Below are 19,664 nucleotides of genomic sequence, written 5' to 3' on the forward strand. Positions count from 1 at the left end.
GCGGGTGGCTACTTCGGATCGCGTTCCGGCAGGGGACGTTCCACGATGGACGGGCGGCCCAGCGGGTTGCGCACCCGACGCTTGGCCGACTGATACACCTGGGCGGTTTCCGCCGCCACCACGTCCCACGCGAAATCGGCCGTGAGCCGTTCGCGCGCGGCGTAGGCGCGTTGCTGCGTGGCGGCGGGGTCGTCGAGGGTGGCGCGGACCGCTTCGACCAAGCCGTCGACGTCCGCGGGCGCGAACGAGGCGCCGGTGACGCCGTCGATCACGGCCTCGCCCAGGCCGCCCGCCGTCGAGGTGATCAACGGGGTGCCCGCCGCGGCCGCCTCCAGCGCGACGATGCCGAAGGGCTCGTACCGGCTCGGCAGCACGATCGCGTCGGCGCCGTGCAGCCAGCCGAGCAGCTCCGCGTGGTCGAGCTGACCGGCGAAATTCACCGCGCGGGCGACCCGGTGCACCCGGGCGCGTTCGCGCAACCATTCGAACTGGGTGCCGACGCCCGCGATGGTCAGGGTGGTGCCGGGATGGGCGCGGCGGATGCGGGGCAGCGCGGCGATCGCGTCCTGCACGCCCTTCTCGTACTCGAGCCTGCCGACGTACAGCAGCCGTGGCGGCCCGTTGCGCGGCGCGCGCGGACGAAAGGTCCACGCCCCCACGTCGATGCCGTTGCGGATCACCGTCATCGGGATCCGCTCGGGCCCGTAGAGCCGCTCGACTTCGTCCTGCATGGATGCCGAGCAGGTGATCAGGGCGTCGGATTCGTTGGCCAGCCACCACTCCACCGAGTGGACCTGCTTGTTGACCTTGCCCGCGACCCAGCCGCTGTGCCTGCCTGCCTCGGTGGCGTGGATGGTCGAGACCAGGGGCACGTCGTAGTACTCGGCGAGCGCGATGCCGGGGTGGGCGACCAGCCAGTCGTGCGCGTGCACCACGTCGGGCGTCCAGCCGTCACCGATGCCCGGTTTGCCGAGCGCGACGCCGGCGCGCACCATGGCGTGCCCCATGGCCAGCGTCCAGGCGAGCATGTCCTCGCCGAAGTCGAACACCGGCGGGTCCTCCGCGACCGCCACCACCAGCACGCCGTCGGCGATGTAGGAGTGGGTGGGATGGGTCGAGGCGTCGGTGCCGGAGGGGCGCCGGGACAGCACGACCACCTCGTGGCCTGCCGTGGCCAGTTCGACGGCGAGGTGATGCACGTGCCTGCCGAGCCCGCCGACCACTACCGGCGGGTACTCCCACGACACCATCAAAATCTTCATGCAAGTCCTTCTGCGGCCGAGCCCGGGTCCGCCGGGCCCGGTCCGTGGTCCGCAGTGGCGGAGTCCGGTCCCGGCGCGGCGGCGGATACTGCCCCGGTGGCGCTGGGTACGGACCCCGCGGAGGTGAGTCGTCGCGCATCCACGCCGGGGAAGAGTCCGTCAGCTGCCCCCCATCCTGCCGCCAACTGCCGTGCTTTCGCGAGTTGGCCCGCCCCGACGGCCGTGGCGATTTCGCGGACCGCGTGGGCGTGGCGGTGCGCGCGGTCGCGGGCGTAACCCGCGGCGGAGTCCTTGCTGACCATGAACGCCCAGTCACTGGAAACGGTCAGGATCGCTTCGCGCAGCAGTTGATCGGCGACGTGGTCGCGCAGCCCGGGTGCGCCGCCCTGCGCGGCGCGCATCTTGTCGACGGTGTCCAGCGTCAGCCGCACGATGTCGTCGTTGAGCTCCACCAGGTCGCGGACCTGCTCGCCCGCCCACACTCGCCAGTCCTTGCCCGAACCCCAGGACGAGTCGGCCAGCGGCACCGGTTCGCCCAGGTAGCCGTGGGTTCGCGCGTCGGCGAGGGTGCCCACGGTGACGCCTGCCTCCGGCAGCGCGCGCAGCACCTGCGCCAGCCACTGCGGGCCCTCGTGCCACCAGTGGCCGAACAGTTCGGTGTCGAACGCCGCCACGACCAGGGCGGGCCGTCCGATCCGCGCGGACTCGGAGATCAACCGCTCGCGCACCGTCCGCACGAAATCCTCCACGTCCCGGGCAACGGCCGCGGCGGCCAGTTCCGGATCGTAGGGAGCCTTGTCCGGGCCCGCGACGGTTTTGCCGGTGACCCGCGCGGGTTTGAGACCCGTCGCGTGATCATAGTGATGAAAGTCACGATAGGCGCCGTGTCCCGGGTAGCCGGATTTGGGCGACCAGACTCGGTAGCTCACCTGCAGATCGCGTCCGAACGCCACCACATCGGAATCCCGCACCGGGCGACCGAGTGTCGTGTCGCCGCGCAGAGCGGGCCCATCGACCATGAAATGCGTCACACCTGCGGCGGCGTAGCCGACCTCCATGCCGGGGGTGTATCCGCACTCGGGCGCCCAGATGCCCGTTGGCGTGTGACCCCAGCGGTGCCGCGCATCGGCCAAGCCCTCGACCAGCTGGAACTGACGCAATCGGGGATCGAGCAGCGGCTGGAACGGATGGGCCAGCGGGCCGCCGAGTAGTTCGATGGTCTCCGCGTCGATGAGCGAACGCCAGACCGGGGCCGCGCCGTGCCGCCAGTGCCGCTCGAATTCGGCCAGGGCGGCGGCGGCCAGGCGGTGTTCGTGCCTGCCGAGCGCGACGTTGCCCGCCATGGCGGCCTCGTCGGCGCGCAGCTGCCAATTGCCCAGCCAATGGTGCATTCCCGCCAGGCAGTGCGGGTCGTCCAGTTGAGCCGCGAGCACCGGCGTGATGCCGAGGCTGAGTAGATGCGAACGGCCCTCGGCGGCGAGGGTGCGCAAGACCTCGACCACCGGCAGGTAGGACGCGGCCCAGGACTGGTAGAGCCATTCCTCGCCGACCGGCCAGCGGCCGTGATGGGCCAGCCAGGGCAGATGGGAGTGCAGGACCAGGGTGAACTGGCCCGGCACGGGGCTTGCGGCGTGCCCGCCGGGCACGGTACTGCGATCGGTCAAGGCTTCACCGCGATGGCGACCAGATCCAGACTCGCGTCGATGTCCGCCGCTTCCAGCACGAAATCGTCGGCCGTGACGCTCGCGACGTCCGCGGTCAGTTCCGCGGGCCAGGGTTCGCCGGCCAGCGCGCGTTCGATCTGCGCGTCGATGAACGACCCGCCGTGCTTGGCGTCCAGCGCTTTCAGGGCTGGCCCGTGATGCACGCCGATCATCCGCGCGACCTCGAAACCGGCGTCGACGAGCAGTTCGGTGAGCTCGGCCGCGTTCAGCTCCCTGGTGTGGAACGGGTTGAGCGGAGTATCGCGCCCGGGCGAGAAGGTGATCCGGTTGGGCGTGCTGATCAGCAGCTCACCGCCGGGACGCAGCACGCGCAGGCATTCACGCAGGAACTGGGACTGGTCCCACAGGTGCTCGATCACTTGGAAATTCACCACCACGTCGACCGAGGCGTCCTCCAGCGGCAGATCCGCCAGGTTGCCCTGGATCATCTCGACGCGCGGGTAGCGCACGCGCACGTGCTCGACCGCGCCGGTGTCGTAGTCCACGCCGATCACCTTGGTGGCCACGTCGGCGATCATGTCCGCGCCGTAACCCTCGCCCGAACCGGCCTCCAGCACGGTCTTTCCGGCGCAGCGGTCCAGCAGGCGGGCGTAGGCGATCTCGTGCCTGCGGAACCAGTAGTTCTCCTCGGCGATGCCGGGCACGGTCCGCTCGCCGGTCAGCGGCAGCGGTTCGACGCTCGTCTCGGTTTCCGCGGAGTCGCCGGACAGGTCGTCCACTGCGGCAGGGATCACAGCCTCGCTCATCACTCCGACGTTACTGCCACCGGATCCGCGCGAGACACCCCACCCGGTCGGCCCGGAAGTGCGGCTTCGACCGGCTGGAAACGGGGTCGCCGAACGGGCGCACTGTAACGCGTGGTAACCAATTGTGAGAGAGAAGCCACTAAGTTACCCACGAGTAACTTAACGTAGGGTAATGTCACGGCCGAGCCACCCCCCGGACGTACGGCGCAGCTCGTGCGACCACCACATACGTGTAACCAGAACAGGAGGTCGACGAAGACCGATGCCGAACATCGTCGTACTCATCAAGCAGGTTCCCGACACCTGGTCGGAGCGCAAGCTCACCGACGGAGACTTCACCCTCGATCGCGAGGCCGCCGACGCCGTCCTCGACGAGATCAACGAGCGCGCCGTCGAAGAGGCGCTGTTGATCAAGGAGGCCCAGGGCGGCGAGGTCACCGTGCTGGCCGCCGGTCCGGACCGCGCCACCGAGGCCATCCGCAAGGCGCTGTCCATGGGCGCCGACAAGGCCATCCACATCAACGACCCGGCCATCCACGGCTCCGACGCCGTGCAGACGGCGTGGGTGCTGGCGAGCGCGCTCGGCCAGGTCGAGGGTGTCGAGCTGGTCATCGCGGGCAACGAGGCCACCGACGGTCGCGCGGGCGCGGTGCCCGCGATCATCGCCGAATACCTGGGCCTGCCGCAGCTGACGCACCTGCGGAAGCTGACCGTCGACGGTGACAAGGTCACCGGTGAGCGCGAGACCGACGAAGGCGTGTTCAAGCTGGAGGCCAGCCTGCCCGCCATCGTCAGCGTCACCGAGAAGATCAACGAGCCGCGCTTCCCGTCCTTCAAGGGCATCATGGCCGCGAAGAAGAAGGAAGTGCAGACCTTCACGCTGGCCGACCTGGGCGTCGACCCCTCGACCGTGGGCGTCGCGAACGCGGGCTCCACCGTCACCGCGGCCACGCCGAAGCCTCCGCGCACCGCGGGCGAGAAGATCGCGGACGAAGGCGACGGCGGCAGCAAGATCGCCCAGTACCTGATCGGCCAGAAGATCATCTGATCTCGGTAGCGCTCGCAGACTTCCTAGGAGAGAACAAATGGCTGAAGTACTCGTGCTCGTCGAGCACGCCGAGGGTGCGATCAAGAAGGTCAGCACCGAACTGCTCACCGCGGCCCGCGCCCTGGGCGAGCCCGCCGCCGTCGTGCTCGGCACGTCGGGCACCGGCGAGAAGCTGGCCGACGCGCTGGCCGCCGCGGGTGCCGAGAAGATCTACATCGCCGAGTCCGACGATGTGGAGAACTACCTGGTGACCCCGAAGGTCGACGTGCTCGCCGCGCTGACCGAGTCGGTCTCGCCCGCCGCGGTCATCGTCGCCGCCAGCGCCGAAGGCAAGGAGGTGTCGGGTCGCCTCGCCGCCCGCATCGGTTCCGGCCTGCTGGTCGACGTCATCGAGGTGAAGTCCGACGGCACCGCCGTGCACTCCATCTTCGGTGGCGCGTTCACCGTCGACGCCAAGGTCACCGGTGATGTGCCGGTGATCTCGGTCCGCCCGGGCGCCGTCGAGGCCTCCGCGCAGGCCGGCGCGGGCGAGAAGGTGACCGTCGAGGTGCCCGCGCAGGAAGACGGCGTGGTCAAGGTGACCTCGCGCGAGCCCGTCGTGGCCGGTGACCGGCCGGAGCTCACCGAAGCGAACATCGTGGTCTCCGGTGGCCGTGGTGTCGGTTCCGCCGACAACTTCTCGGTGGTCGAGGCGCTGGCCGACTCGCTCGGCGCGGCCGTCGGCGCGTCGCGCGCCGCGGTCGACTCGGGCTACTACCCGGGCCAGTTCCAGGTCGGCCAGACCGGTAAGACGGTCTCCCCGCAGCTGTACATCGCCCTCGGCATCTCCGGCGCCATCCAGCACCGCGCCGGCATGCAGACCTCGAAGACCATCGTCGCGGTCAACAAGGACGAAGAGGCGCCGATCTTCGAGATCGCCGACTACGGCATCGTGGGCGACCTGTTCAACGTCGCGCCGCAGCTGACCGAAGCGGTCAAGTCGCACAAGGGCTGACACGCTCGGAGCGATCGAAAAGTGGCCTCGACCGGACGGTCGGGGCCACTTTTTTCGTTTACCTCCTAACACAAGATCTCACAACGGTTTTGAGCTACTGTTGGCGTGCGTTGCTGCAGGATGGGGGCAAGGGGGGCGATGAGCGATGTCGTGGACAGCGGCAGTCTTCAGTCGGCGACCGGCGTGGACGGCGGTCTGCCGATCACCGCGCGGCAGGAACAGTTCAGCCTCGCTTTCGTGCGCATGGTCGCCGCCCCTGCGGGTTGTTCGATCAAAAGTCACGAGACCGACTACGACGGGGTCGACATCACGATCGTGGCGTCTGCGGATTACGCGAGATACTACTGTCCTGAATTCGAAATGCAGCGGAAGTGCACGACGCAGCAGCACTTGCTGAGGCCGCAGGACATGGCGTGGTCGCTGAAGCGAGACCGGTTTCTCAAGCTGGTGAATCCGAAGCGATTCGTCCCGGCATTGCTCGGCGTGTTGCTTATACCGGACGAGCCGGACGAACTGCTCGACCTTTCTGAAGACGGGCTCAGAACATTCAGCCGCATGTATTGGGAACATGCGGCGAACCTCGGCGGGATCGAGGACGATAAGGCCAGCAAGACGGTCTACCTACCGAGAAGTAACCTCTTCGGCGTGGGTGGGCTGCGGGGCATCATGCAGTCGATCGGCGAAGGAGGTCAGTGGTGAAAAGTATTCCGCTCGACAGCCTCCGGGAGGTCGCGTCCGCGCTGTCGCCCCCAGCCGTGTCCCAGTACCTCGCGACTCATGACTGGCAGCTCGAGGTTCGCGAGCAAGACGTCAGGGAGATTTGGCGACTCCCGGGCGAGGACGGCCTTCTTGGCCGGATCATGCTCCCCTTGGCGACCGATTACGTCGACTTCTCCCGGCGTTTTCGCGACACGCTGCAAGCTCTTGCCACCATCTATGATTGGGACCCGGCGCAACTGGTCGAACGAATAGCGGCTGCCCGGGCGGACCTGTTCTTCGTGCGACTCGACCAGGAAATGAGTGACGGCACTATCCCATTCCGGCAGGCCGAAACAACATTGGAAGCCCTGTTCACGATGATGAAGGCCGCCGCGACCACCGCCGACGACCCGACTCACTCGCACCGAGGTCGCAGATCGGCCGTGGTTACAAACTTTCTCGAAGACGACATCCGGCTCGGGCACACCAAGCGCGGCAGTTTCGTGTTCACGGTGGTCACCCGTCTCGGCAATATTCCGTCACCGCAGGTCGCCGGGACGCCAGCGGTACCATTCCCGCGCAAGGTGATGACAACGCTGGCGACAGGTCTGCGGTCGGCGTGGCAACTCGCGCTGGACTGGGACGAGCGCGCTCTCGACCATGCTGGGGAGTTGGGTCTGAGCGGCAGTTTGGTCGAGTCGGTGCTGGACCTCACGCAACCGGAAGCCCTACGCGCACTCGATCTGTCCTTCGACTGGGCAGTCAGCGAGCGGCCACCAGACGTCGCGACGTCCCGGATCGTGATCGACCGCAACGCGATGGCGGGATTGCCTCGTGTCCGAGAGCGGTTGGTTCGCCGTGAGGAGCCGCCGCGTCGTCTGACCCTGATCGGAATGGTGCGCACCCTGAACCGGGATGACAGTGGTGACGAAGATCAGGAAGCGACGAGCATCGTGCTGTCGACACACGTGGACGGACGTCTGCGAAAAGTGCACGTACCGCTCGGCGGTGACGGTTATCAGTGGGCGATACGCGCACACCAGAGCAAGCAGCCGATTGTCGTGTCCGGCGATCTGGTGTTCGAACGCGGTGCTTGGCGCTTGACGGGGATGATCAGCCTGGATCCGAGTTATCTGCACCGGGAGAGCTGACGTCGAGGTGCGAGCGACTTCGCTGGAACCTCGCGGTCAACAAGGACGAAGAGGCGCCGATCTTCGAGATCGCCGACTACGGCATCGTGGGCGACCTGTTCAACGTCGCGCCGCAGCTGACCGAAGCGGTCAAGTCGCACAAGGGCTGACGCTCTTCGACTGGTCGAAAGGCGGCCCCGACCTTCAGGCCGGGGCCGCCTTTCGCTGTTGTTCGGTCTGCGGTTCTGGTGCTTGATCCCGAACACGCCCCCCATGAGACCACCGCCGCTGCGGCGGCAGCACTTCCACTGCGCACCCACGTGCCGTGTGATCGGCTGGGGTGCAGTGACATACCCGCCAGATGGCCCGAGACTGCGAGCGGTCGGCACGGTGACGACCCCATCCGCCGATCTCGTGCCTTGCTTGCTAGTTTCATCGGTGTCAAGTCCCCCGAAGGGGGGGAGTCATCGACACTAGGGGATCAGAAGTGAAGAAGACGGTTACCGGACTGCTGATGGGCACGCTGGCCACGGGCGCCTTGATCGCCTCGGCGCCTGCGGCGCAGGCAACGGTGTATCCGAACGAGAAGCAATGCTTGGCCGCCGCGAAGCAGGAGGAGGCGCGGCGCGTTTCCGCGGGCGACATCAACGTCCCCCATTACAGCTGCAAGGCCGAAGGAAACGGCTGGCGAATGGGCATCTTCCGCTGATCGAAGTGGTGAGCGCGGGCTGACCCGGTCCGCACCGCCCTCGCCGCACGATCTGCCGCACCACCTCAGGACCACCGCGTCGATTGCTGCGCGGTGGTCCTGTTCCGTTTCGACCCACCGCCGAAACATCTGCCTCCGATTGCCATTCGGCCTGGTCCGGCCGCCGGAACTCGAGGCGAGAATCGTGACCGATGCGAAAGAAATTACGGTGCAGGTGATTTGGCGTCGGAGATGCAGGTAGCGGATTTACACTCGGCCGGTGAGCATCCCAACGGAACCGATCGGTAGCATCCCTCGACCTCACGACCTGTTGGCCGCCATGGCCGACGGTTCCGGCGACGCCACCGCGCTCGCCGAACTCCAGCGGCGCGCGGTCGCCGAAACCATCCGCAAGCTGGAAGAACTCGGCTCTCCCGTGGTCACCGACGGCGAGCAGTCCAAGCCGAGCTTCGCCACCTATCCGATCGCCGGGCTGGACAATCTGGCTCCGGACGGGGCGATCATCCCGTTCGCCGACGGGCACCAGAGACAGCTGCCCCGGCTGACCTCGGGCCCGTTCCGCTATGCCGCCCACGCGGCGGACTATCTGCGCGACGCGCAGCAGCACGCCACCGTTCCGGTGAAGCAGGCCGTCATCGCGCCGTCGGCGCTGAGCCTGCTGTATCCGGCCGACGGGATCGACGGTTACCCCCGAGAGCAGTTCCTCGCCGATCTCGCGGACGCGGCCGAGGCCGACATCCGGGGCTGCCTGGAGGCAGGTGCGCACCTGGTGCAGCTCGACTTCACCGAGGGGCGGCTGTCGCTCAAGCTGGATCCCAGCGGCGGCGTGCTCGACCAGTTCATCGAGCTGAACAACACAGTGCTCGAACGGTTCTCGGACGCCGAGCGGGCCAGGATCGGTGTGCACACCTGTCCGGGCGGCGACCAGGACTCCACACACAGCCTGGACGTGGACTACGTCCAATTGCTGCCGAAGCTGCTGCAACTGCGGGTGGGCGCGTTCTACCTCCAGTTCGCCAGCGAGCCGGACCCCGAGAAGGTTCTGGCCGTGGTCGCCGAGCACCTGCCTGCCGAAGCACGGGTGTTCATCGGCGTCACCGACCCGATAGATCCGGTGGTGGAAACCCCGCAGCAGGTGCGCGACCGCGTGCTGCTCGCCGCCCGCTATCTCCCCGTGGAGCGATTGGGGACCTGCGACGACTGCGGTTTCGCGCCGTTCGCAGACGACACCTCGACCTCGCGAGAGACCGCGTTCGCGAAGGTGCGGGCGCGCATCGAGGGAACGGCGCTGGCCGCGACTGAGCTGCGCCTCTGATTCGCGCAACCCTCTTCGGTCGAACGGCCCGCTGGTTCGGCCGCCGAGAGCGCCGGATCGCTGAGGGAAACTGCCACCGGTGGCGGTGAACCAGGGCTCTGTCGTCGGGCGGGCTCGGGTGAAAGTCGCCGATGCGCGGTAGCGGCCCAATGCGCGACATCCACCACGCCCTCGGCGCCCGAATCAGCAACGATGCAGGGCCGTGAGCAGGGTCTCCAGGATCGGTGAGCGCCGGGCGTCCGCGCGCAGGACCGCCGAAACCGGGATGCGCAGCTTGGATTCGGCCGGCCGCAGCACCACCAGGCCCTCGGTCGTGCTTTCCGCGTAGAGCACGGTCCACGCCTCGGGTCGATTGATCAGCTCCATCGTCGCGGTGTGATCCGGGGGGATGGGTGGTCCGAAGGTGGGGCCGGTGGGCAGCTCGGCGAAGGCATTGCGAATGACGGTATGCAAAAGGACCTGTTCCTGTTCCGGCGGCAGCAGCAGCGGGTACGGACTCAGGTCGGCCAGGGTCACCGTGTCCCTGGTCGCCAGCGGATGCGCGCTGGAGGTGGCGATCACCAGGTCCTCCACCCACAGTTGTTCCACCACGAGACCGGGTTGGTCGACGCGGCCGCGGATGAGGGCCAGATCACAGTCGCCGTCGGTCACCGCGGTGATGCGCTGGCGGAAGGGTTTGATCACGAACTCGATCTCCGCCTCCGGATGCGCGGCGCGCGCTCCCGCGATCGCCGACAGCGAGCGGGTGGCGAAGGACATGTTCGCGGCCAGCCGGATGCGCGGTCCCACCGTCCGCACGGCGGCGCGGATCGCCGATTCCAGACTCAGCATTTGTTTCGCAAGGGGAAGTAGCCGTGCGGTGGCGTCGGTGGGCACGACCGAGCGGGTCGAGCGCTCGAACAGTTGCACACCGAGGTCGCGCTCGAGCCGGGAGATCTGGTGGCTGATCGCCGACTGCGAGATGAAGCAGCGCGCCGCGGCGCCGCTGAAGCTGAGCTCCTCGCACACCGCGACGAAGTAGGTGAGCTGCCGAAGTTCCACAGCGACCTCCTATTAATTACGAATCGAGATAAGAGTCATCTGAATTATGCGCCCACACACCTGAAATATCCGCCCTCCGGATCGCGGTTCGTAATGAGAGAAGGAGGCTGTCATGCAGTACGTGGAAGCGGGAATCGAAACCGCTGGTGTCGTCATTGTCGGATCGGGGTTCGGCGGGCTCGCCGCCGCCAAGCAGCTGGCCAAGTCGGGGGTGGACTATGTGCTGATCTCCAGCACGCCCGAGCATCTGTTCCAACCGCTGTTGTACCAGGTAGCGACGGGTGTGCTCACATCGGAGGAGATCGCGCCGCCGATCGCGGGAATCCTGCGCCGTCATCGTTCGGCCGACGTGCGCCTCGGCACCGTGGTCGAGATCGATCCCGACCGGGCCGTCGTCACCTACGAGCACGAAGGCGTGCGCCACCGCATCCGTTACGGTTCGCTGATCGCGGCTACCGGCGCCAGCCAGTCCTATTTCGGGCGGGATGATTTCGCCGAGAAGACCTTCTCGCTCAAGACCATCGATGACGCGCGGCGGCTGCGCGCGCAGATCGCGCGCGTCTTCGCCGAAGCCGCGCAGGCCGACGAGCAGACCAGGCGCAGGCTCCTCAGCTTCGTCGTGGTCGGCGCGGGCGCGACCGGCGTCGAGGTGGCCGGTCAGTTGAAAGAACTGGCGAAGCGGTATTACCACCAAGAGGTCTCGGTCACGCTCGTGGAGGGCGCGGGCGAGGTGCTCCCGCCGTTCGGCGGCGGGTTGTCGGAATACGCGAAGAAGTCGCTGACCCGCAGCGGCGTGGATGTGCTGCTCGGCACTTTCGTCACGGACATCGAGCACGGCAAGGTCACCGTCAAGGGCGCCGACGGCGTCGAGCACGGCATCGCGGCGGAGACGGTGGTCTGGTCGGCCGGCGTGCAGGCGGGCGGGTTCGCGAAGATCCTGGCGGAGGCCACGGGCGTGGCGACCGACCGGGCCGGCCGCCTGCTGATCAACCCGGACCTCACCGTCGGCGGCTACGCCGACATCTACGCCATCGGCGACATGACCTCGCTCAACGGCTACCCCGGCCAGTCGCCGGTGGCCATGCAGGAGGGCAGGCACGCCGCCGACATCATCCGCCGCAAGAAGCAGCCCGGCACCCCGTTCACCTACTGGGACAAGGGCAGCATGGCGGTGATCAGCCGGTTCAGCGCCGTGACGAAGCTCAACGAGCGCATCGCCTTCCGCGGCGTCGTCGCCTGGGTCATGTGGCTCGCGGTGCACCTGTTCTACCTGGTCGGCTTCCGCAACCGCTTCGCCGCGGTCGCGTCCTGGCTGGTCGCGTTCATCGGCACGGGCCGTCCCGGCTTCGCCGAACAGGACACGACCCCGAAGAAGCTACGCGCCGCGGAAAGCCGAGCGGCGTGACCGCTTCCCGCGCCTGAGGAATCGCGCTGCTCCGAGACTGGAGCGGCGCGATTTGCTGGGTACGGCGCGGGTCAGCGCCTGCGGCTCGGGCGACCGAAAAGGGCGGCTCGCGCCACAAACCGCATGTCGGAAGCGGTCGCGATGCCGAGGGGCGAACACGGCGGAACCGTTCGGTGAACGCTCGGTGTGACAGTCGTCTCGTTCACCCAACCGGCATCGTCGCGACACTTCGGGGTTGCTGCGGCGCATTGTCGAGCTGGCTTCATCATGGATATGACTACTTCGTCCGTGCTGACAGCCCCGGCTCGACCGACGGACTCCCGGGAAGGGGAGGGACGGTCGCGCTACTCGCTGGTGGTTTCCTCCGATCTCGACCACCGCGTCGCCGCGCAGCGCCTGCGATACACTGTGTTCGCCAACGAGCCGGGCTTCCGGATCCCGGACGACGGAACGGGTTTGGACGCCGACCGTTTCGACGAGCACTGCGACCACATGCTGGTGCGCGACGACGCCACCGGCGAGTTCGTCGGCTGCTATCGAATGCTGCCGCCGGACAAGGTCGCCGCGGCGGGCGGGTACTACACGGCGACGGAATTCGATCTGGCTCAGCTGGATCCGGAGGGCATGCGGATCGTGGAGATGGGCCGCGCCTGCGTGGTCCCCGATCACCGCAACGGCTCGGTGCTCACCCTCATGTGGGCGGGCATCCTGCACTACATCCAGCTCACCGGTTACGAGTGGGTCATGGGCTGCGTGTCGGTGCCGATGCAGGACACTCCGGCCGCACCGCCCGGGGTGAACGTGCGCGGTGTGCGCGACATGCTGCTCGGCAGGCACGCCTCCGACCCGGAGCGCCGGGTGCGCCCCTACCACCCGGTGATCGTCGACGGCAAGTCCCTGGACGAACTGACGCCGCCGTCGCGGCCGAAGCTGCCCCCGCTGGTGCGTGGTTACCTGCGGCTGGGCGCGGAGATCTGCGGCGAGCCCGCTCACGATCCCGCTTTCGCGGTCGCCGACTTCGTCGTGTTGCTCGGGCTGAACACGATCAACACCCGCTACCTCGACCGACTACGAGACGCCGCCGCGTCGTTCGACGGGGGACGGTGAGGACCGTGGTCTTCGACGCGCCACCCGCCACGTCCACCGCGCACGCATGGATGCCGTCGAGCCCTTGCGGCCCCGGCTGCCTGGATTCGATCGATGAGGTCGGGTCGGCGCGGGTGATCGCCCGCTTGGCCGGGGTCGCCGGACTGCTGCTCAGTTTCCCGGTCGCGAACGCGGTGATTCCGCGTGGCAGGCGGGCCTCGTTGCAGCGCGGCTACGCGCACTTGCTGCTCGGCTGTCTGGGCATGCGGTTGCGCATCGTCGACAACCGGGGGGCCGTGGACGAGCGCGGTGTCGTCGATGAGGGCGGTGTCGTCGATGAGGGCGGTGTCGTCGATGAGGGCGACGCCGCGCTCGTACCCGCGGGTTTCGGGACCGGCGGCGGCGTGCTGGTCGTCACCGGGCACATCGGCTGGACCGATATCGTCGCGCTGGCCTCGGTACAGCCGCTCGGGTTCGTGGCGCGTGCGGACATGGTGGACTGGCCGCTGCTCGGCAAGCTCGCCGAGCTGATGCGGGTGATCCCGATCGAGCGCGAAAGCCTGCGGCAGTTGCCCGGCGTCGTGGCCGCGGTCGCAGCGCGGCTGGCCGCGGGCGAGCGGATCGGCGTCTTCCCCGAGGGCACCACCTGGTGTGGCCGCGCTTACGGCATCATGCGTCCCGCCTTGTTCCAAGCCGCGGTGGACACCGGCACTCCGGTGCAGCCGGTGCGGTTGCGGTACCTGGACCGGCACGGCGTGCCGTGCACGGTGCCCGGTTTCGTCGGCGTCGACACCTTCGTCTCCTCCGCGCGCCGGGTGCTGCGGTCGCGCGGGATGGTGGCCGAAGTGGTGCTGGAACCCGTGCAGCGACCGGGCACGGATCGGCGCGAGCTGGCCCGACGCTGCGAGGCCGCCGTGCGCGGCGTCGCTTCGCCGCGCCAGGACGCGCCGGAGACGACGAAGTGGATCGAAGCGGGGCACACCCGGGTTCGGGACCCGTCGGTATCGGTGGATGCCGTGGAAGTGGTACGCAGGCCACGGAGCCGTCCGGCCTCGCGCGGCCGCCGGGGTACGGCGGCCGCTCGATAGGAAACCGGGTGCGACGCCTGTCGCTCGGTGGCGCGTCGGTCGGGGACGCCGACGACGGCAGCTCGTCGGCGAGTGATGTGCGGATCGGCATGCCGGAGGCGGTGACCCATGGGGTCACGCTCGCGGGGGCGCGGCGAGATCGCCGCCGTTGAGCCGCAGGTCACCGGGGGCCTCGACGAGATCCGTTGCTCGGCCGCTGGACCCGGAGCCGAGCGCCTCGGCCGGGATACCCTTTCTCCGCCGCCGCGCGGTCACCCGCGCATCGCCGGCCGAGGCGCGGAGTTCATCCACGTGGATCCGGGGCGAACGTCGACGGCTCGCTCCCGAAAGAGGTGGCCGGGGCTCAGAAGCCGCTGCCGGTGGGCGGGCGGAACCCGTTGTGCGAACCGGGCCTGCCCTGGTCCCAGTCGTCGTGGCGGTCACGACCGCGAAACCAGTCGTCGTCGCAGTCGGGATCCCAGGTGTGGTGATGGGTGTGATCGTGCAAACGGGCGTGATCGTGGAAACGGGCGTGATCGTGCAAACAGGCGTGATCGTGGAAACGAGCGTGATCGTGGAGATCGGTGGGCTCGAGCACGATCGGGTCGGCGAGCGCGGGCGCCGCGACGGCGGCGAACGGCATCACAGCGAGTACGGACGCGGCCGCGGCGCGTGCCAGCACACGTCGCGTAGGTCCCGGCCGACGTGGGTCCATCAGGCACTTCCTCTCCTGGGTTCGTCCGGTGGCCGACCGCTCGGCGTACCGGCCTCGGCCCGCTCGGGAACGGACGAGCAGCGATCAACTCGTCGATAACGTACCGCTATTCAGCGGTTCATCTCATGGGTGAAAACCCTGAAATCTGCCCCCGACAGGGAGTTCCGACGGGAAGAGGAACGATCGCACCGCTCGCGTGGGCCGTGAGCGAGAGCAACGCGTCGTCGCTGATCGCGGCGCCAGCGGAGGTATGTTCCGAGGGCTCGGCCCGTATCAGACCATGATCGTGAGCGCCCGCATCGAGCGGAGTGGGCTGCGCACGACTCCGGGGCGGGCCGGTGCGGCCCGCCCCGGGAATGGGAAACTCAGAAACCGCTGCCCGTGGGCGGCCGGAAACCGTGGTGCCAACCGGGCCTGCCGTGGTCCCAGTCGTCGTGGCGGTCACGGCCGCGGAACCAGTCGTCGTGCCGGCCCCGGTCCCAATCGTTGTGCCGGCCGTTGTTCCAGCCGTCGTGACGGTGACCGCCGTGGCCGTGCCCGTGGCGGCCGTGGGCCGCGTCGACCTGGTCGGCGGGCTCGAGCACGATCGGGTCGGCGAGCGCGGGCACCGCGACGGCGGCGACCGGCATCAGGGCGAGTACGGACGCCGCGGCGGCGCGTGCCAGCACACGTCGCATACGTCCCTGGGTGCGTTGGTCCATCGGAACTTCCTCACTCATCGATTCGTCCGGTAGTCGATCGCTCGGCGCTGGGGCCCGCAACCCGCTCCGGGAGCGAGCGGATAGCGATCAATACACTGAACAACGTACCGCTGTTTAGCGGCACATTCAATAGGTGATTACCCTGAGATTTGGTGGTCGACTGGGCCATTCGGCCCGGAAGCCGGGGTGGAAACGCACCCCCGCGGGCGTGTGAGCAGGGGGGAATAAGCGGCAGACGGTGACGGCTATCCTTAACTGGTCATGAAGTCGGCTTTTTCGGGTCCGGTCAACGGTGCTGCGCCCCAGACGGTCTACCTCGATCACGCGGCCACCACACCGATGCTGCCCGCGGCCATCGAGGCGATGACGGCTGCCCTGCGCACCACGGGCAACGCGTCATCCCTGCACGGATCGGGGCGCGCCGCCCGGCGGCGGCTGGAGGAAGCGCGCGAGTCGATCGCCGCCGACCTGGGCGCCCGGCCCTCGGAGGTCGTCTTCACCTCCGGCGGCACCGAGAGCGACAACCTGGCGGTCAAGGGCATCTTCTGGGCGCGCCGCGATGCCGATCCACGCCGCAATCGGATCATCGCCAGTTCGATCGAGCATCACGCGGTCATCGACGCGGTGGAGTGGCTGGAGCGGCACGAGGGCGCGGAGGTCACCTGGCTGCCGGTGGACGCCGAGGGCGTGGTCTCCGCCGGCGTGCTGCGCGCCGCGCTGGCCGCGCAGCCCGACGATGTCGCGCTGGTCACCGTGATGTGGGCGAACAACGAGGTCGGCGCCATTCAGCCGATTCCCGAATTGGCCGCCGTGGCCGCCGAATTCGGCGTTCCGATGCACAGCGACGCGGTGCAGGCGGCGGCGCAGCTGCCCATCGACTTCGGCGCGAGCGGCCTGTCCGCGGCGAGTTTCGCCGGGCACAAGGTCGGCGGGCCGCACGGTGTCGGCGTGCTGCTGCTGGGCAGGCAGGTGCCGTGTGTGCCACTGCTGCACGGCGGCGGCCACGAGCGCGACCTGCGGTCCGGTACCTCCGACACGGCGGCCGCGCTCGGATTGGCCGCGGCGCTGCGCCAGACCGCGACCGAGCTGCCCGTCCGGACCGCCGAACTGGTCGCGTTGCGCGACGCGTTGATCGACGGGATCCGCGCGACGACGCCCGACGCGGTGCTCAACGGCCCGGACGGCGAGCGGCGTCTGCCCGGCAACGTGCACGTCACCTTCCCTGGGTGTGAAGGGGATTCGCTGCTGATGCTGCTGGACGCGGCCGGAATCGAATGCTCGACCGGTTCGGCGTGCACCGCGGGCGTCGCCACGCCCAGTCACGTGCTGATCGCCATGGGCGTCGAGCCGTGGCAGGCGCGTGGATCACTGCGCTTCTCGTTGGGGCACACCTCGACGCGGGCCGACGTGGACGCGGTGCTGGAAGTATTGCCCCAGGTGGTGGAGCGGGCCAAGGCTGCGGGCCTGGCCGGTGCGAAAGGAGGTGTCTGATGCGGGTACTCGCCGCGATGAGCGGTGGTGTGGATTCGGCCGTGGCGGCGGCGCGTGCCGTCGACGCCGGTCACGAGGTGATCGGCGTGCATCTGGCGCTGTCGGCGACACCGGGCACGCTGCGCACCGGATCGCGCGGCTGCTGCTCGAAGGAGGACGCCGGTGACGCCCGACGGGCCGCCGACGTGCTGGGCATCCCGTTCTACGTCTGGGACTTCGCCGACCGCTTCAAGGAAGACGTGATCGACGATTTCGTCGCGGCCTACGCGGCGGGCGAGACGCCGAATCCGTGCCTGCGCTGCAACGAGAAGATCAAGTTCTCCGCGCTGGCCGACCGCGCGGTGGCGCTCGGCTTCGACGCCGTGGTCACCGGGCACTACGCGCGGCTCGAGGACGGCGTGTTGCGCCGCGCCGTCGACGCCGACAAGGACCAGTCCTATGTGCTGGCGGTGCTGACCGCGCAGCAGCTGGCACGCGCGATGTTCCCGGTGGGCGACACACCCAAGCCGCAGATCCGCGCCGAGGCCGCCGAGCGCGGCCTCGCGGTGGCGAACAAGCCGGACAGCCACGACATCTGCTTCATCCCCTCGGGCGATACCCGGGCCTTCCTCGGCGCGAAGATCGGCATCCGCCCCGGTGCGGTCGTCGATGCCGATGGTCAGGTGCTCGCGCGGCACGAGGGTGTGCACGGCTTCACGATCGGCCAGCGCAAGGGGCTCGGGTTGCCGGGTCCCGCCGCCGACGGCAAGCCGCGCTACGTCACCGGCATCGACCCCGATTCCGGTACGGTGCACGTCGGTTCGGCCGAGGATCTGCGGGTCTGGACGGTCGAGGCGGAGCGTGCGATCTGGACGTCGGGTTCCGCGCCGCGCGGGCCGATCGAATGCGTGGCGCAGGTGCGCGCGCACGGCGGCACCGCGCCCGCGGTGGCCGAGGCGGCGGGTGACGGACTGATCGTGCGGCTGCGTGAGCCGCTGACCGGCGTGGCGCGCGGCCAGGCCGTGGTGCTCTACCGGCCCGATCCCGAAGGCGACGAGGTGATCGGCAGCGGGACCATCTCCGGGACCGTGCGCGAGCCCGTCGCGAGTGAAGCGGGTGCCGAGTCGGCGCGGTGATCCGGCGCGGCGGGGCCTGCGATGCCGTCCTTCTCCCACACAGCCCGTTGCGGCGTGGAGATCGAAAGACCATGGGTAGCCGTCGAGGACGGCGGGATCCCGTAATCGCGGAATCGAACGGACGGAGGTAGGTCAGCGGTGGACGAGACCGGCGCGGAGGACGCGGCGCAAGACGCTGGGACGGACGTGGTGACCGAGCCGGTGCGCGTGCAGGGCGGAATCGCCACCGGCGTCGGCTCCTGGCCGGGCGCCGACCCGCGCGAGGCCGCGGCGACCATCGTCGGTGAACTCGGCGACCTGCCGCACCTGGTGGAGTTGCCCGCGCGCGGTGCGGGCGCCGACCTGATCGGCCGGGCTTCCGCGCTGCTGGTCGACCTGCGCTTCGACACCACGCCCAGGGGCTACCGGCTCGCGCCGCGCCCGGGGGCCGTCTCGCGGCGGGCGCACGACCTGCTGCGGACCGATCTGGACGCACTGGAGGAAGCGTGGGAGAACGCCGGTCTGGCCGGCCGCGGCCGTCCGGTGAAGGTGCAGTCGGCGGGGCCGCTGACGTTGGCCGCGCAGGTAGAGCTGCCCGGCGGTCATCGCGTGCTCACCGATCCCGGCGCGGTGCGTGACCTCGCGGAATCCCTGGCCGAAGGGTTGGCCCAGCACGTGGCGGAGGTGCGCAAGCGGCTCGGGGCGCAGGTTGTCGTGCAGCTCGACGAGCCGTCGCTGTCCGCGGTGCTGGGCGGCTCGCTTCGCGGGGTGAGCGTGCTGAACACCGTGCGCGCCCTCCCCGAGCCCGAAGCGCTGGCCGTCCTGGACACGGTGATCACCGCCCAATCCGCGCCGGTGCTGCTGCACAGCTGCGCCGAGCCGCCCGCGCTCGGCCCGATGCGCCGCAGCGCCGCCGCGGGGATCGGATTCGATCTGGGCGCCATCGGCACCGGGCAGCTCGACGAGGTCGGAGAGGCGCTGGAGGCGGGCAAACACCTGGTGCTCGGCGTCGTCCCCACCGAGGCGCCTGCCACGGCGGTCACTTGGCGCACCTGCGCCGAGCCGGGGGTGCGGCTGATCGACCGGCTCGGCTTCGGCCGCCGCACGCTGGCGCACCAGGTCGCGGTCAGCCCCGCCTGCGGCTTGGCGGGCGCGCCGCTGGAGTGGAGCAGACGGGCGTTGCGTCTGGCCGCGGACGTCGCGCGCGCGTACGCCGAAGAGCCGGAGGAGCTCTCGTTCTCCTGACGTCGCCGTGCGAGAACGCGGGTCTCCGCCCGGACCGACCGCCTTCGCGCCAGAACCAGCTCGGTCCTGCTCGGCCCGGCCATCTACCTGGGTGGATATCTCCTCTTCACCGACGGGCTGATGGATTACTGCGACAGCGCCGCATACGAAGGGGCGTTCAGAGCGGCACAAGGCTTCCACATCACCGGCGCG

Annotated in this window: 19 protein-coding genes and 1 pseudogene; 14 read left to right on the plus strand and 6 right to left on the minus strand. The window is 69.1% G+C overall.

The window, feature by feature from the left end:
• Window positions 1-8: 8 nt before the first annotated feature.
• From NNI01S_RS09455 to NNI01S_RS09465, 3 genes are read right to left on the minus strand one after another with little or no spacing between them, the layout of a single operon-like run.
• Window positions 9-1,262, minus strand: a complete 1,254-nt coding sequence (locus NNI01S_RS09455; protein WP_063019647.1) for a glycosyltransferase family 4 protein — start codon at window positions 1,260-1,262, stop codon at window positions 9-11.
• On the minus strand, window positions 1,259-2,926 hold the full coding sequence (locus NNI01S_RS09460) for a 1,4-alpha-glucan branching protein domain-containing protein (protein WP_245676049.1): 1,668 nt from the start codon (window positions 2,924-2,926) through the stop codon (window positions 1,259-1,261). Before NNI01S_RS09460 ends, NNI01S_RS09455 begins: the two co-directional genes overlap by 4 nt.
• The gene (locus tag NNI01S_RS09465; RefSeq protein ID WP_063019652.1) at window positions 2,923-3,732 is read right to left on the minus strand and encodes a class I SAM-dependent methyltransferase; all 810 of its coding nucleotides are present in this window, start codon (window positions 3,730-3,732) and stop codon (window positions 2,923-2,925) included. The genes NNI01S_RS09460 and NNI01S_RS09465 overlap by 4 nt, the downstream gene beginning before the upstream one ends.
• A gap of 262 nt (window positions 3,733-3,994) precedes the next feature.
• Between NNI01S_RS09465 and NNI01S_RS09470 the strand changes: the two genes are divergently transcribed.
• From NNI01S_RS09470 to NNI01S_RS09495, 7 genes and pseudogenes are all read left to right on the plus strand, one after another.
• Window positions 3,995-4,780, plus strand: a complete 786-nt coding sequence (locus tag NNI01S_RS09470; RefSeq protein ID WP_063019653.1) for an electron transfer flavoprotein subunit beta/FixA family protein — start codon at window positions 3,995-3,997, stop codon at window positions 4,778-4,780.
• A gap of 37 nt (window positions 4,781-4,817) precedes the next feature.
• Entirely contained in the window at window positions 4,818-5,774 is a 957-nt protein-coding gene (locus NNI01S_RS09475; protein WP_063019655.1) for an electron transfer flavoprotein subunit alpha/FixB family protein, read from the plus strand.
• Window positions 5,775-5,912: 138 nt separating this feature from the next.
• Window positions 5,913-6,473: a DUF4365 domain-containing protein gene (locus NNI01S_RS09480; protein ID WP_063019657.1), complete on the plus strand. Its 561-nt coding sequence runs from the start codon at window positions 5,913-5,915 to the stop codon at window positions 6,471-6,473.
• Window positions 6,467-7,624 carry a hypothetical protein gene (locus NNI01S_RS09485; protein WP_218019171.1) on the plus strand — a complete coding sequence of 386 codons (1,158 nt, stop codon included), beginning with the start codon at window positions 6,467-6,469 and terminating at the stop codon, window positions 7,622-7,624. Before NNI01S_RS09480 ends, NNI01S_RS09485 begins: the two co-directional genes overlap by 7 nt.
• Window positions 7,625-7,653: 29 nt before the next feature.
• A pseudogene (locus NNI01S_RS34390) lies at window positions 7,654-7,773 on the plus strand (electron transfer flavoprotein subunit alpha/FixB family protein); the annotation flags it as partial.
• 317 nt (window positions 7,774-8,090) lie between these two features.
• On the plus strand, window positions 8,091-8,312 hold the full coding sequence (locus NNI01S_RS09490) for a hypothetical protein (RefSeq protein ID WP_063019658.1): 222 nt from the start codon (window positions 8,091-8,093) through the stop codon (window positions 8,310-8,312).
• A 259-nt stretch (window positions 8,313-8,571) separates the two neighbouring features.
• Entirely contained in the window at window positions 8,572-9,627 is a 1,056-nt protein-coding gene (locus tag NNI01S_RS09495) for a uroporphyrinogen decarboxylase/cobalamine-independent methonine synthase family protein (protein ID WP_063019660.1), read from the plus strand.
• 183 nt (window positions 9,628-9,810) lie between these two features.
• Here NNI01S_RS09495 and NNI01S_RS09500 read toward each other — a convergent pair whose 3' ends face one another.
• Window positions 9,811-10,668 carry a LysR family transcriptional regulator gene (locus NNI01S_RS09500; protein ID WP_063019662.1) on the minus strand — a complete coding sequence of 286 codons (858 nt, stop codon included), beginning with the start codon at window positions 10,666-10,668 and terminating at the stop codon, window positions 9,811-9,813.
• A 112-nt stretch (window positions 10,669-10,780) separates the two neighbouring features.
• Here NNI01S_RS09500 and NNI01S_RS09505 point away from each other — a divergent pair, with 112 nt between their 5' ends.
• From NNI01S_RS09505 to NNI01S_RS34395, 4 genes are all read left to right on the plus strand, one after another.
• On the plus strand, window positions 10,781-12,073 hold the full coding sequence (locus NNI01S_RS09505; RefSeq protein ID WP_063019664.1) for an NAD(P)/FAD-dependent oxidoreductase: 1,293 nt from the start codon (window positions 10,781-10,783) through the stop codon (window positions 12,071-12,073).
• Between the two features lie 273 nt (window positions 12,074-12,346).
• Complete coding sequence (locus NNI01S_RS09510) at window positions 12,347-13,180, plus strand: GNAT family N-acetyltransferase (RefSeq protein ID WP_063019665.1); 834 nt, start codon at window positions 12,347-12,349, stop codon at window positions 13,178-13,180.
• Window positions 13,177-14,247, plus strand: a complete 1,071-nt coding sequence (locus NNI01S_RS09515) for a lysophospholipid acyltransferase family protein (RefSeq protein WP_245676050.1) — start codon at window positions 13,177-13,179, stop codon at window positions 14,245-14,247. The genes NNI01S_RS09510 and NNI01S_RS09515 overlap by 4 nt, the downstream gene beginning before the upstream one ends.
• An 8-nt stretch (window positions 14,248-14,255) precedes the next feature.
• Entirely contained in the window at window positions 14,256-14,399 is a 144-nt protein-coding gene (locus NNI01S_RS34395) for a hypothetical protein (RefSeq protein WP_157114673.1), read from the plus strand.
• Between the two features lie 191 nt (window positions 14,400-14,590).
• Here the strand turns inward: NNI01S_RS34395 and NNI01S_RS09520 are convergent, their stop codons facing one another.
• Window positions 14,591-14,941, minus strand: coding sequence for a hypothetical protein (locus NNI01S_RS09520; RefSeq protein WP_157114674.1), 351 nt, complete (start codon window positions 14,939-14,941; stop codon window positions 14,591-14,593).
• A 365-nt stretch (window positions 14,942-15,306) separates the two neighbouring features.
• The gene (locus NNI01S_RS09525) at window positions 15,307-15,642 is read right to left on the minus strand and encodes a hypothetical protein (RefSeq protein ID WP_063019669.1); all 336 of its coding nucleotides are present in this window, start codon (window positions 15,640-15,642) and stop codon (window positions 15,307-15,309) included.
• 261 nt (window positions 15,643-15,903) lie between these two features.
• Here NNI01S_RS09525 and NNI01S_RS09530 point away from each other — a divergent pair, with 261 nt between their 5' ends.
• From NNI01S_RS09530 to NNI01S_RS09540, 3 genes are all read left to right on the plus strand, one after another.
• Window positions 15,904-17,133 (plus strand): cysteine desulfurase family protein, encoded by a 1,230-nt coding sequence (locus NNI01S_RS09530; protein ID WP_063019671.1) that lies wholly within the window; start codon window positions 15,904-15,906, stop codon window positions 17,131-17,133.
• Window positions 17,133-18,248 (plus strand): tRNA 2-thiouridine(34) synthase MnmA, encoded by a 1,116-nt coding sequence (gene mnmA, locus NNI01S_RS09535; RefSeq protein ID WP_063019673.1) that lies wholly within the window; start codon window positions 17,133-17,135, stop codon window positions 18,246-18,248. The genes NNI01S_RS09530 and mnmA overlap by 1 nt, the downstream gene beginning before the upstream one ends.
• Window positions 18,249-18,437: 189 nt before the next feature.
• Window positions 18,438-19,472 (plus strand): methionine synthase, encoded by a 1,035-nt coding sequence (locus NNI01S_RS09540; RefSeq protein ID WP_063019862.1) that lies wholly within the window; start codon window positions 18,438-18,440, stop codon window positions 19,470-19,472.
• Window positions 19,473-19,664: the final 192 nt, after the last annotated feature.

The organism is Nocardia niwae NBRC 108934 = DSM 45340 (genome assembly GCF_001613465.1).
In the GTDB taxonomy this organism is placed as follows: Bacteria; Actinomycetota; Actinomycetes; order Mycobacteriales; family Mycobacteriaceae; genus Nocardia; species Nocardia niwae.

What these genes read in the sequence shown, in the direction of transcription:
- NNI01S_RS09455 (WP_063019647.1), bottom strand. Translation starts at nt 1,262, where the DNA reads ATGAAGATTTTGATGGTGTCGTGGGAGTACCCGCCGGTAGTGGTCGGC.
- NNI01S_RS09465 (WP_063019652.1), bottom strand. Translation starts at nt 3,732, where the DNA reads ATGAGCGAGGCTGTGATCCCTGCCGCAGTGGACGACCTGTCCGGCGAC.
- NNI01S_RS09470 (WP_063019653.1), top strand. Translation starts at nt 3,995, where the DNA reads ATGCCGAACATCGTCGTACTCATCAAGCAGGTTCCCGACACCTGGTCG.
- NNI01S_RS09475 (WP_063019655.1), top strand. Translation starts at nt 4,818, where the DNA reads ATGGCTGAAGTACTCGTGCTCGTCGAGCACGCCGAGGGTGCGATCAAG.
- NNI01S_RS09480 (WP_063019657.1), top strand. Translation starts at nt 5,913, where the DNA reads ATGAGCGATGTCGTGGACAGCGGCAGTCTTCAGTCGGCGACCGGCGTG.
- NNI01S_RS09505 (WP_063019664.1), top strand. Translation starts at nt 10,781, where the DNA reads ATGCAGTACGTGGAAGCGGGAATCGAAACCGCTGGTGTCGTCATTGTC.
- NNI01S_RS09510 (WP_063019665.1), top strand. Translation starts at nt 12,347, where the DNA reads ATGACTACTTCGTCCGTGCTGACAGCCCCGGCTCGACCGACGGACTCC.
- NNI01S_RS09520 (WP_157114674.1), bottom strand. Translation starts at nt 14,941, where the DNA reads ATGGACCCACGTCGGCCGGGACCTACGCGACGTGTGCTGGCACGCGCC.
- NNI01S_RS09525 (WP_063019669.1), bottom strand. Translation starts at nt 15,642, where the DNA reads ATGGACCAACGCACCCAGGGACGTATGCGACGTGTGCTGGCACGCGCC.
- NNI01S_RS09530 (WP_063019671.1), top strand. Translation starts at nt 15,904, where the DNA reads ATGAAGTCGGCTTTTTCGGGTCCGGTCAACGGTGCTGCGCCCCAGACG.
- mnmA (WP_063019673.1), top strand. Translation starts at nt 17,133, where the DNA reads ATGCGGGTACTCGCCGCGATGAGCGGTGGTGTGGATTCGGCCGTGGCG.